We start from the raw sequence: 12609 nt of genomic DNA, 5'->3' as shown, positions 1-12609 counted from the left end.
CACCGTGGCGAAGGAGCAGGCGATGGCGATGGATCAGTCCGGGACAGCAACACCCGCTTGGTTCACTGCCGCCATCGACCAGGCGCCCGACCATCGCGACGTCGAAGTCGAAGGTGCGTCTGTACATCTACGTTGCTGGGGCGAGCCCGGCACGCCCGGTGTGGTGCTGGTGCACGGTGGTTCCGCGCACTCGGGATGGTGGGACCATGTCGCGCCACTTCTGGCCGTCTCACATCGAGTGGTCGCCCTGGACATGACCGGTCACGGCGACAGCGATGCGCGCCCCGACTATCCGCTCGAGACGTGGGCCGCAGAGGTACTGGCCGCCGCCGAAACGGGCGAGATCGCAGGAAAGCCGTACGTGGTGGGGCACAGCATGGGCGGCTGGGTGACATCGGCAGTCGGCGCTCTGCATGGCGACTCCGTGGCGGGCATCGTGGTGATCGACTCGCCCCTGCTCGACGAACCGCCCGAAGAGGTGATCATCCGGCAGCTGAGCCGCAAGTCGCGGGCGTACCCGTCCAAGCCCGAGATCGTGGCCCGCTTCCGCACCGAACCGGCACAAGAGTTGTTGTTGCCCTACGTCGCCGAGCACGTCGCCGGTGAATCGGTGCGCGACACCGAGGCCGGCTGGATGTGGAAGTTCGATCCCGACATGTTCCGCAAACGGCATGAAGGCGGCCAGCGGGTCAAGGTACGGGATTTCTTGGCCCAGGTGAGCACGCGGGCGACCTACATCCGCTGCCAGAACGGCATCGTGCCTCCGCAGGCCGCGCAGGAGATCGCAGGCCTGTTCGTCCCGCGGGCCACCGTCGTCGAATTGGCCGAGGCCGGGCACCACCCGATGATGGATCAGCCTCTGCCACTGGTAGCCACACTGAGAACTGTTCTCGCGCACTGGGATTCAGCTCAGTGACATCGGATGCCGCAACGTCGGCGATGGCGGTGCTCCACCACTGATGCCAACAGAGGATGTCGGCGCGCCGCGATACCGCACCTTGCTGCTGACCCTGGGTCTGCTGACCACCATCACCGCGATCGTCAGCAGCCTTGGGGCCCCGCTGATCCCGGCCATCGCCGACGAACACAACGTGACGCTCACCGAAGCGCAGTGGGCCTTGACCGCCACCCTGCTCACCGCGGCGGTTGCGACACCGATCATCGGAAGGCTCGGAGCCGGACAGATGCGTCGGCCGACGATCATCACCGGTCTGGTCATCGTCACCCTGGGTTCGATGTTGGCCGCACTCCCGTGGGGTTTCGCTCCGCTGTTGATCGGCCGGGCGATGCAGGGCGTCGGACTCGCGCTGGTCCCCCTGGCGATGGCCGTTGCTCGCGACGTCATCCGGCCACCGAGGATCTCGGCCGTCATCGCGATGTTGTCGGTGACAGCTGTTGCCGGTACCGGCCTCGGATACCCGCTGACGGCTGTGGTGGCCCAGACCTGGGGATTGGCTGCCGCCTACTGGATGGGCGCCGTACTCAGTGCCTGCACGCTGCTGATGGCGCTCAGTTTTGTTCCGCGTGCCCAGTCGGTGGTCCGCGCACCTGTGGACTGGGCAGGCGCGGTGATGCTGTCCGCCGGTACGGGGTCCACGCTCTTGGCGGTCAGCCGCGGCGAGACATGGGGCTGGACGTCGCTTCGCACCGTTGCCCTTGCGCTGGTGGGTCTCACGTTTCTTGTCGTGTGGGGGCGATGGAGCCTGCGACGCGATCACCCGCTGGTCGATCTCCGCTTGGCCACCCGCTCGGGTATCGCTGCACCGAACCTGGTGGCCTTCGGCGGCGGCATCGGTATGTACACGTTGCTGACGTTGACCATCGTGCTGGTCCAGAGCTCGGATCCTGGTTGGGGGCTTGATCATTCGGTCACCGTCGCCGGGCTGATGCTGGTGCCCTACTCGCTGACGAGTGTTGTCGGCAGCAGACTCGCGCTGGCGGCCGGCGCCAAGAATGGCCCCGACGTCCTGCTGCCTCTGGGCTCGGTTGTGTTCATGGGTTCCACTCTCGGTCTGGCCTTTCTGCACAGCAATGTGTACTGGGCTCTGGGCTGGATGGCCGTCGGTGGACTGGGCAGCGGTTTCACGTTCTCGTCGCTGGCCGTGCTCATCGTCCCGCACGTTCCGCAGGAGGAGACCGGTAGTGCGATGGCCTTCAACATGGTGCTGCGTTATCTCGGTTTCTCGGTGGGTAGCGCGGTCAGCGTCACGTTGATGGCCGTCTACGGCGGCGGGCAACAGGGGTTCGTCTGGACGCTTGTAACCATGGCGGCAGTGTTCGGGGTTGTCGCGGTGGGTGCGTGGTTGCTGACGACGCGGCAGAGGCCACCCGCTGTTCCGGCATGAACCGGTCGACGCCCAAAAGAAAAGGCCGGGAACTCTCGGTTCCCGGCCTGATCTCATTCTGTGGGCGAAGGGGGACTTGAACCCCCACGTCCCGAAGGACACTGGCACCTGAAGCCAGCGCGTCTGCCATTCCGCCACTCGCCCGTGGCTGCTCGTCGGTCTTCAAACGAACTGGAAAACGGTAACATGGGCCGGCCCTGCGTCAGAAATCGGCAGCTCCGGACCGCGAGGGTGACGGGTCGAACACACGGCGCGTCAGAGGCACGTGCGATCAGATGAGTTGTACGTCACTTCTCGCACAGCTTTCCCGTGGGCCCCATTCGGGCCGATCAGCCCACGTATTCGGCCGAAACGGACACCAGGCATCTGCTGGGACATCTGTGGCAGACGGTGCAGAAGTTCCGCCTGGAGTGTCCAACGCGGGGTATGAGTCGCTATCATCAAACAGCACGATTGGCACGCCGACACGCTGAGAACTCGAAGGGAGGTCGTCGGTAGTGGGGATTCTGCAAAGAATCGAACGCAAACTCGAAGGTGCGGTAGATGACGGCTTCGCCCGGGTCTTCGGCGGCAAGGTCGCCCCGCAAGAGGTCGAGAACGCTCTGCAACGCGAAGCCGAAGACAACCTGGAAGACCTCGGCGACGGCGGAAAGCTCGCCCCGAACGCCTACAACTTGGTGGTCAGCTCCACCGATCACCGCGAGATGGTTGCCGAGTACGAGCTCAACCGGAAGACCTTCTCCAAGCATCTCGAGAATTTCATCCGTGACAACGGATGGCAGACATACGGTGACGTGGTGGTCGAGTTCTCCCACTCACCCACCCTGCACACCGGGCAGTTCCGGGCGCGGGGCACGGTCAATCCGGACGTGCGGCCGATGCCTGTGCAACAAGCAGGCCATCGTCCTCCAGATCAATCAGGGCCGCCGTTGCCCCATCCGCCGCCCGCGGCGCCAAACCGAAACCCACAAGTAGGAGCCACTCCCATGACGCAGAACTCCGGATACGACCCCCGCGGAGGTTACGAACAGGGCTCCTACCCACCGCAGGCCGCCTACAGCCAGCAGCCCTACGAGCAGGGCCAGGACAGCTCCGGCGACGGCGCGCAGGCATACAGCCAGCAGGGTGGCTACGACCAGCAGGGCTACAACCAGGCCGGCTACGACCAGCAGGGTTACGACCAGCGTGGCTATGACCAACGCGGTTACGACCAGCACGGTGGTTACGACCAGCAAGGGTATGACCAGGGCGCCTACCAGCAAGGCGGCCAGGACCAGCAGGGTTACAACCAGGGTGGGTACGCCCAGCCGCCGGCCAACCCGGAGCAGGGCTACGATCCGCGCAACTACCAGCAGGGCTACGACCAGGGCGGCTACCAGCAGCCCGGGTACGACCAGCAGGGTTACGACCAGGGCGGCTACCAGCAGCCGGGATACAGCCAGAACGAGTACGACCAGCAGGGCGCTTACAACCAGCAGGCCGGTTACGCGCAACAGGGCTACCCGCAACAGGGCGGGTACGACCAGCAGGGTGGCTACGACCAGCAGGCCGGTTACGCCCAGGCTCCCGGCTACGGCGCCCCCGCCGCGTACGCACCGACGGCGATCACCCTGCTGCTCGAAGACGGCAGCAACCGCACGTTCCAGCTGCGCAACGGCTCGAATGTCATCGGCCGTGGCCAGGACGCGCAATTCCGCCTGCCCGACACCGGTGTTTCCCGTCGCCACGTCGAGATCCGCTGGGACGGCTCGAGCGCCCTCCTCAACGACCTCAACTCCACAAATGGCACCACGGTCAACGATGTCCAGGTCAGCAGCTGGGAACTCGCGGACGGTGACCGGATCCGCGTGGGGCATTCGGACATCACCGTCCGTTTCCAGTGACGCCCGCACAAACCGTCACTACCCAGTAGCGCGCTCCCTCGATCCGCGTGGCTCACAGCTGCTCGATGCACAAGTGAGACATCCGAATGCGTGATGGAGCGGCACTGGGCCATAAGATGCACTGGACGTTGATGGCTGGCCCAGGAGGTGGAAAAGCGTGCAGGGCATAGTGCTGCAACTGACGCGTGTCGGCTTCTTGCTGCTGCTGTGGCTCCTGGTGTGGGCAGTACTGCGAGTCATCCGCACCGATGTGTACGCCGCCACCGGCCAACGACCCATGACGCGCTACGAACGCCGCAACCGCGGCGGCTCCCCCGCCAAGGTCAAAGGCGGGGCCAGATACCTCGTGGTCACCCATGGGGCCTTGGCCAACACGAGGATCACTCTCGGCACGCAACCGGTGTTGCTGGGCCGCGCCGACGACTCGACCCTGGTGCTCACCGACGAGTACGCCTCCGAGCGCCACGCCCGGCTGATCCGCCGGGGAGACGACTGGTATGTCGAAGACCTCGGCTCCACCAACGGCACCTACCTCGACCGTGCGAAGGTCACCACCGCTGTGCGCGTGCCGCTCGCAACTCCGGTCAGGGTGGGCAAAACCGTGATTGAGTTGCGCCCGTGACCCTGGTGTTGCGCTATATCGCGCGTAGCGACCGCGGCTTGGTCCGTGCGAACAACGAAGACTCCGTGTACGCCGGTGCCCGACTGCTGGCCCTTGCCGACGGCATGGGCGGCCACGCGGCCGGAGAGGTGGCCAGCCAGCTGGTCATCCAGGCACTACGTCCCCTCGACGACGACGAGCCCGGCGGCGACCTCCTCGCGAAACTCGAAGAGGCCACCCGCCACGGCAACGAAGCGATCGCCGACCAGGTTGCCGAGGCCCCCGAGCTCGACGGCATGGGCACCACCCTCACCGCCATCCTCTTCGCGGGCTCGCGCCTGGGTCTGTGCCACATCGGCGATTCCCGCGGCTACCTGCTGCGCGACGGCCAGCTCACCCAGATCACCCGCGACGACACCTTCGTTCAGACCCTTGTCGAAGAAGGCCGGATCACCGCCGAAGAAGCACACACACATCCGCAGCGGTCGTTGATCATGCGTGCGCTCACCGGCACCGAGGTCGAGCCCACGCTGACCGTGCGCGAAGCCCGCGCCGGCGACCGCTACCTCCTGTGCAGCGACGGCCTGTCCGACGTGGTCAGCGAAGAGACCATCGCCGACACCATGACGTCGGTGGAGAACTACCGCGACTGCGCCGACCGGCTCATCGAGCTCGCCCTGCGTGGCGGTGGGCCCGACAACGTCACCGTCGTCGTCGCCGATGTTGTCGATGTGGATTACGGCGACAGCCAGCCGATCGTCGGCGGAGCGGCCGGAGGCGACGACCAGGAGTACGTCCCCGATCCGCGTACCTCGGCCGGACGTGCTGCGGCGCTACGCCCGCCTGCACAGTCGCCCCGGCGGCCGACCATCGGAACCCCCGAACCCGAACCGCCGCAAGCACACCCGCGGCGCAAATGGATTCTCGGCGGCATCGCTCTTGCCGTGATCGCCGTACTCATCGCCGGTGTCTTCGTGGGCCGGGCGATCGTCCGGTCGAACTACTACGTCAGCGCCGACAACGGCGAGGTGGTGCTCTACCGCGGACTGCAGGGGTCGTTCCTGGGCCTGAGCCTGCACGAGCTGAGCAAGATCACCTGCACCGGAGCCATGGACACCGACAGGCCGACGGTCACCATCGCCGACTACAACAACCGTCCCGAGAACTGTGTACCGCTGAAGGTGTCCGACCTCACCGGCACGGCGCCCGCCTCTCTCGAAGGCCGCGACCCGGTGCCTCTCGACGACGCCGAGGAACAGGTCCGCAACCTGATGGACAACCTCGTGCCGCTGTGTCCCGAAGAGGAGTCCGCCTCGGCCGAGGGCGTCACCCCGGGCCCCGTCCAGCCCCCCGTGCCGGGCACCGAGACCCCTGTACCGCCGCCGGCCACACCGGGACAGCCCGCTCCGGTGCTCCCGCAGTCGGGCAGTGCCAGCACGCAGCCGCCGTTGACGTCCACCACCACGCCGTCCGTCACGGCCCCGGAAAACTGTCGGGGGCGCTGATGTCACAGGCCGCCGTCACACAGACACCGGCTTCCGGGCCGATCCGCAACTACACAGGCCGCAACTCCGAACTGGTGTTGCTCGGCCTGTCGACGATCATCGTCTTCACCGCGCTCATCCTGGTCGAGGCTGCGCAGTCGCAGAGCATCACCTGGGAACTGGCCAAGTACATGGCCGCCTACGTCCTGCTCTACGGGTTCGCCCACCTGGTGGTCCGACGATTCGCGCCCTACGCCGATCCGCTGATCCTGCCGCTGGTGGCCACCATCAACGGTCTCGGGCTCGTCCTGATCCATCGCCTCGACCTCGGGACCGGTCAGAACGGTGAGACCGCCAACCCCATCGACCGCACCAACGACGCCGACCAGCAGGTGCTGTGGGCCGTCCTCGGCATCATCGCGTTCGCGGCCATCCTGATCCTGATCCGCGACCACCGGACGCTGTCGCGATACAGCTACCTGCTGGGCTTGAGCGGTCTGATCTTCTTGGCGATCCCGGCGATCCTGCCGTCGTCGATGTCGGAGATCAACGGTTCCAAGATCTGGATCCGCACCCCGCTGTTCAACATCCAGCCAGGCGAGTTCTCGAAGATCCTGATCATCATCTTCACCGCGTCGTTGCTGGTGTCCAAGCGTGATCTGTTCACCACCGCGGGTAAGCACTTCCTCGGTATGGACCTGCCCCGCGCCCGTGACCTCGGCCCGCTGCTCGCCGCATGGATCATCTCCATCGGCGTCCTGGCCTTCGAGGCCGACCTCGGCACCTCACTCCTGATCTTCTCGACCATGCTGGTGATGCTGTACGTGGCAACCGAGCGGGTGAGCTGGCTGATCATCGGCGTCAGCCTGTTCGCCATGGGCGCACTGGTTGCCTACCAGCTGTTCTCGCATCTGCAGGTGCGTGTCGCGGTGTGGCAGGACCCGTTCAGCGACTTCTACGGCCAGGGCTACCAAGTGGGCCAGAGTCTGTTCGGTCTGGCCACCGGTGGCCTGTTCGGCACCGGTCTGGGTTCGGGCCGGCCCAACATCGTGCCCTTCGCCAACACCGACTTCATCATCGCCACCATCGGTGAAGAGCTCGGCCTCGTGGGGCTCGCGGCAATCCTGCTGCTGTATCTGGTGTTGATCGTCCGCGGTCTGCGCACCGGCATCGCCGTTCGTGACAGCTTCGGCAAGCTCCTCGCCACCGGGTTGTCATTCACGATCGCGGTGCAGATCTTCGTGGTGGTCGGCGGCGTGACCAAACTGATCCCGCTGACCGGCCTGACCACACCGTTCATGTCCTACGGCGGCTCGTCGCTGCTGGCGAACTACATCCTGGTCGCGTTGCTCATCCGCGTGTCCAACGCCGCACGGGAGCCCGACCCGACCAAGAAGAAGTCGACGCCCATCGCCGAGGCGCCCACCGAGATGGTCAGGCGCTCATGAACATTCCCATCCGCCGCGTGGTCATCGCGGTCATGGTGATCATCCTCGTGCTGCTCGCCAACGCCACCTACGTGCAGGTGTTCAAGGCCGACAACCTGCGGGCCGACCCACGCAATCAGCGGGTGCTCCTCGATGAGTACTCGCGTCAGCGCGGCCAGATCACCGCCGGCCAGGACGTGATCGCGCAGTCGGTGCCCACCGACGACCGGCTCAAGTACCTGCGCACCTACCCGGGGCCGTGGGCGCCTGCCTTTGCACCGGTCACCGGTTACTACTCGTTCCAGTACGCGAGTTCGGGCCTCGAGCAAGCCGAGGATTCCATCCTCAACGGCAACGACGACCGGCTGTTCGGACAGCGCTTCGCCGACATGTTCTCCGGTCGTGATCCACGCGGGGGCAACGTGATCACCACCATCGACCCGCGGGCGCAGCAGATCGCCTTCGACGAGATGAACAAGGGCTGCAACGGTGGCTGCCGCGGGGCCGTGGTGGCCCTGGCACCGAACACCGGCGCGATCCTGGCGATGGTGTCCACACCGAGTTACGACCCCAATCTGCTGGCCAGCCACGACTCCACCGTCCGTGAAGACGCCTGGGCCGCCTGGAATCCCACCGAGGATTCGACCGGGTTCCAGCCGATGCTCAACCGAGCCCTCAACGAGACCTACCCACCTGGTTCGACCTTCAAGGTGATCACCGCTGCCACAGCGCTCGAGCAGGGTATCGGTCAGGACGAACGCCTCACGGCGGCAAGCAGTTACACGCTGCCGCAGACCGAGACCGGGCTGACCAACTACGGCGGGCAGACCTGTCCCGACTCCAGCGGTGGCCAGGTGACGATGCATCAGGCTCTCGAATACTCGTGCAACACAGCGTTTGTGCAACTGTCCACCGAGAAGTTGCAGAACCCGATCGAAGCGGTCAAGAACCAGGCCAACGCTTTCGGTGTCGACACCGAACTACCCGACACCCCGCTGCCCGTCTCCGAATCGTCGATGGGCCCGATCCCTGACCTCGCCGCACTCGGCCAGAGCTCCATCGGCCAACGTGACGTGCGGTTCACCCCGCTGCAGAACGCAATGATCGCCGCGACCGTTGCCAACGGTGGGGTTCGCATGCAGCCGTACCTCGTGGACAAGTTGCAGGGTCCGGACCTCGATACCCTGCACACCACCCGGCCCAATTCGCTCAACGAGCCGATCAGCGCTCAGACCGCCGCGACCCTGACCGAGATGATGATCGACTCCGAACGCAATACCCGCGGTTCCGGCGGGCCGGTGTCGATCGCATCGAAAACCGGCACCGCCGAACACTCCAACACCCAAGGCACCGATGAGACCCCCTACGCCTGGTACATCGCGTTCGGTCCGTCGAGTAATGCCAAGGTGGCGGTGGCGGTGATCGTCGAGAACGGCGACGGCGGACTACAGGCAACGGGCGGCTCGTCAGCCGCCCCTATTGGGCGTGCCGTGATCAACGCGCTCGCAGGTGAGAGGTGACCGGGTGAGTTTGCAGGGTGGCACGACCATCGCAGGCCGGTATCGGCTGATGCGGTTGATCGCGACCGGAGGCATGGGCCAGGTGTGGGAAACCATGGACACCAGGCTCGATCGGCGCGTGGCCGTCAAGGTCCTCAAGGCCGAGTTCTCCGACGACCCCGAGTTCCTCGAGCGGTTCCGCACCGAGGCCCGGACCACCGCACAGCTCAACCATCCCGGGATCGCCAACGTCTTCGACTATGGCGAGGCGCAGGATCCGGGGGCGGGTTCGGTGGCCTATCTGGTGATGGAGCTGGTCAACGGGGAACCGCTCAACGCGGTGCTGTCGCGCGTCGGCCGGCTGTCACTGAACAACTCTCTCGACATGCTCGAGCAGACCGGCCGGGCGCTCAAGGCCGCTCACGACGCGGGTCTCGTGCACCGCGACGTCAAGCCCGGCAACATCCTCATCACGCCCACCGGCCGGGTGAAGATCACCGACTTCGGTATCGCCAAGGCGGTGGATGCGGCGCCGGTCACCCAGACCGGAATGGTCATGGGCACAGCGCAATACATCTCCCCTGAGCAGGCGCTCGGCGAAGACGCAACCGCCGCGTCCGACGTGTACTCACTCGGCATCGTCGGCTACGAGGCGATCGCAGGCCGTCGTCCGTTCCTCGGTGACGGCGCGATCACCGTGGCGATGAAGCACATCCGCGAGGAGGCACCACCGCTTCCGACCGACCTCCCGGTCAACGTCCGGGAACTGATCGAGATCACCATCGCGAAAGACCCCAAACAGCGGTATGCCGATGGCGGCGAGTTCGCCGATGCGGTTGCTGCGGTGCGCGCGGGCCGGCGGGCTCCGTTGCCGGGCACCGCCGCCGCAGCGGGGGCACGGCCGGCGACAGCGATGATGGCCCCGATGACCGGTGCAACCCGTCCCACGCCGCCGCCACAGCATCGTGCCGCCGCCGTAGCCCCGGTGCCCGTGGATCGCCAGGACGGATGGTCCACCGGACAGAAGGCGCTCGCCGCAGCGGCCGTACTCCTGTTGCTCGGTGCACTGGTGCTGGTCGGCTTCCTGATCCTCAACTCCGATGACGCGACCGGCGACGCCCCGACGAGGTCGACCACCCCGACCACGACGACAACAACGCGGACCACCACGCCCCCGCCGACGACCACCGAAGAAACAACCACCGAAGAAACAACGACCACAACGACGCGCACGACCACGACAACCACTGAAGAAACAACGACGACCACCGAGTCGACGACCGGTGGATTCACCTTGCCGAGCATTCAGATCCCCGGTCTTCCGGCCCGGGAGAGCGATGACCAGCTCGGCCAGGGCGACGAAGAGACCAGTTCGAGTGCGCAGCCCGAACCACAGGATGGTGGTTGATGGCCGACCCCCGGCAGATCTCTGATCGATACGAACTGGGCGAGACCCTCGGTTTCGGCGGCATGTCCGAGGTCCATCTCGCGCGTGACCTGCTCCTGCACCGCGATGTGGCCATCAAGGTGTTGCGTGCCGATCTGGCCCGAGACCCTACGTTCTACCTGCGCTTCCGGCGTGAGGCGCAGAATGCGGCAGCCCTCAATCACCCGACGATCGTCCAGGTCTTCGACACCGGCGAGGCGACCACGCCGGAGGGTCCGCTGCCGTACATCGTGATGGAGTTCGTCGACGGCGAGACCCTGCGCGACGTCCTGCGCGCCGAGGGTTACATCAAGCCTCGGCAGGCCATGACGTGGATCGCTGACGTGGCCGCGGCACTGCACTTCTCACACCAGAACGGCATCGTTCACCGGGACGTGAAGCCGGCGAATGTGATGATCGACAAGTCCGGCGCGGTGAAGGTGATGGACTTCGGCATCGCCCGCGTACTGGCCGACACCGGCAACTCCGTGACCCAGACCGCGGCCGTCATCGGCACCGCTCAGTACCTTTCACCCGAACAGGCCCGCGGCGAGAGCGTCGATGCCCGCAGCGACGTCTACTCGCTGGGCTGTGTGCTGTTCGAACTGCTGACCGGAGAACCGCCGTTCACCGGCGACTCACCGGTGGCCGTCGCCTATCAACATGTGCGTGAAGATCCCCCGACCCCGTCGTCGGTACGCGAGGGGGTGCCGCACGAGCTGGACTCCGTGGTTCTCAAGGCCATGAGCAAGAACCCGGCCAACCGCTACCAATCAGCGTCCGAGATGCGGTCGGATCTGATGAAGGTGCTTGCCGGCGGTAAGCCCAGCGCCCCGATCGTGATGTCCGACGAGGACCGCACCGCGCTGATCGACACCGGTCCGCGAGCGCGTGTCTCCCGGGTCGGGCCGACCGGCACCAGCCACCGACGCGATGATGACGACGACGACTCCGACTCGCGACGCAAGGCCCTCAAGTTCGCCGGATTCGGCGTGCTCGCGGCGTTGGTGATCGCTGCCGTGACCCTGTTGCTGCTGCGTCCTTGGGCGTCGGATGTGACGCCGCAGGTGTCGATCCCACGGGTCACCGACATGTCCGCAGTCGACGCAAAGGCCGAACTCGAGCGGATGGGCTTCCGCGTGAATCAGCGGGACGAGCCGAGCCCGACCATTCCGGTAGGTGCACCCACCCGGACGACCCCCGGCGAAGGCGTGAAGGTCGACAAGGGAGCCACCGTCACCCTGTATGTCTCCACCGGCCCACTGCGACAACAGATTCCGGATCTTCGTGGTCGGACGCTGGCGGAAGCGACCGCAGAGCTGGGCAATCTGGGATTCACCAACACCCGGTCGATCGAGGTGTCCTCCACCGCCGACCTCAAGGACAAAGTGGTTGCCACCGCACCTGCCGCGCGCAGCACTCAGGCGGTCACCGAGCTGATCACCATCCAGGTCGGCACCGGACCACGCAAGGTCACCGTCCCCGACCTCACCGGTCAGCGCGAAGCGCAGGCGCGGACAAATCTCGACCAGCTCAACCTCGACATAGCCGTGGTCGCCACCGACTCGGAGTTGCCGTCGGGCACCGTGATCAGTTCATCGCCGAATGCCGGCGAGGTGGTCGACGAGCGAAGTGTTGTTCAGGTGACGATCAGCCGCGGCAACATGTTCGTCGTACCCGATCTGCGCGGCCGGACGGCGGCGCAGGCCCAGACGATCCTGACGTCGGCGGGGTGGGAACGAACCACCCTCACCACCGTGCAGCGCAACGTGCCGCTCGGCAGCCCCGACGACGAGAAGGTCCTCGAGCAGGCTCCCGTGGCCGGCAGTCTCCTCCGCAAGGATGGAGCGGTGTCGATCACCGTCGGACGGGCGAGCCTGCTTCCCTGACCACGGGAAGAGCGCGGTCACCCCGTCCATCCGGCAACGGGGATCGGGCAGGGTG

9 protein-coding genes and 1 tRNA gene are annotated in these 12609 nt (G+C 66.0%); 9 read left to right on the top strand and 1 reads right to left on the bottom strand.

Going from position 1 to position 12609, the window contains the following annotated elements:
* Positions 1 to 4: 4 nt before the first annotated feature.
* Positions 5 to 916, top strand: a complete 912-nt coding sequence (locus KXR83_RS02105) for an alpha/beta fold hydrolase (RefSeq protein ID WP_437423371.1) — start codon at positions 5 to 7, stop codon at positions 914 to 916.
* A 43-nt stretch (positions 917 to 959) separates the two neighbouring features.
* Entirely contained in the window at positions 960 to 2345 is a 1386-nt protein-coding gene (locus KXR83_RS02100) for an MFS transporter (protein WP_437423370.1), read from the top strand.
* 61 nt (positions 2346 to 2406) lie between these two features.
* On the opposite strand, the gene KXR83_RS02095 is transcribed toward KXR83_RS02100, so the two are convergent.
* Positions 2407 to 2489 (bottom strand) — tRNA-Leu (locus tag KXR83_RS02095).
* 353 nt (positions 2490 to 2842) lie between these two features.
* Between KXR83_RS02095 and KXR83_RS02090 the strand changes: the two genes are divergently transcribed.
* From KXR83_RS02090 to pknB, 7 genes are all read left to right on the top strand, one after another.
* Positions 2843 to 4228, top strand: a complete 1386-nt coding sequence (locus KXR83_RS02090) for an FhaA domain-containing protein (protein ID WP_437423369.1) — start codon at positions 2843 to 2845, stop codon at positions 4226 to 4228.
* Positions 4229 to 4385: 157 nt separating this feature from the next.
* Positions 4386 to 4850, top strand: coding sequence for an FHA domain-containing protein FhaB/FipA (locus KXR83_RS02085; RefSeq protein WP_030167109.1), 465 nt, complete (start codon positions 4386 to 4388; stop codon positions 4848 to 4850).
* The gene (locus KXR83_RS02080) at positions 4847 to 6334 is read left to right on the top strand and encodes a PP2C family protein-serine/threonine phosphatase (protein WP_437423368.1); all 1488 of its coding nucleotides are present in this window, start codon (positions 4847 to 4849) and stop codon (positions 6332 to 6334) included. Before KXR83_RS02085 ends, KXR83_RS02080 begins: the two co-directional genes overlap by 4 nt.
* Complete coding sequence (locus KXR83_RS02075) at positions 6334 to 7761, top strand: FtsW/RodA/SpoVE family cell cycle protein (protein WP_437423367.1); 1428 nt, start codon at positions 6334 to 6336, stop codon at positions 7759 to 7761. The genes KXR83_RS02080 and KXR83_RS02075 overlap by 1 nt, the downstream gene beginning before the upstream one ends.
* Positions 7758 to 9260 carry a peptidoglycan D,D-transpeptidase FtsI family protein gene (locus tag KXR83_RS02070; RefSeq protein ID WP_437423366.1) on the top strand — a complete coding sequence of 501 codons (1503 nt, stop codon included), beginning with the start codon at positions 7758 to 7760 and terminating at the stop codon, positions 9258 to 9260. The genes KXR83_RS02075 and KXR83_RS02070 overlap by 4 nt, the downstream gene beginning before the upstream one ends.
* A gap of 4 nt (positions 9261 to 9264) precedes the next feature.
* Entirely contained in the window at positions 9265 to 10647 is a 1383-nt protein-coding gene (locus tag KXR83_RS02065) for a protein kinase domain-containing protein (protein WP_437423365.1), read from the top strand.
* Complete coding sequence (gene pknB, locus KXR83_RS02060; protein ID WP_437423364.1) at positions 10647 to 12554, top strand: Stk1 family PASTA domain-containing Ser/Thr kinase; 1908 nt, start codon at positions 10647 to 10649, stop codon at positions 12552 to 12554. The genes KXR83_RS02065 and pknB overlap by 1 nt, the downstream gene beginning before the upstream one ends.
* Positions 12555 to 12609 lie beyond the last annotated feature (55 nt).

Origin of the sequence: Williamsia muralis, from assembly GCF_051487485.1 — a bacterium.
GTDB classification, from domain to species: domain Bacteria; phylum Actinomycetota; class Actinomycetes; order Mycobacteriales; family Mycobacteriaceae; genus Williamsia; species Williamsia muralis_B.
The sequence above is the reverse complement of the archived record's forward strand: the minus strand, read 5'-3'. Positions and strand labels throughout refer to the sequence as shown.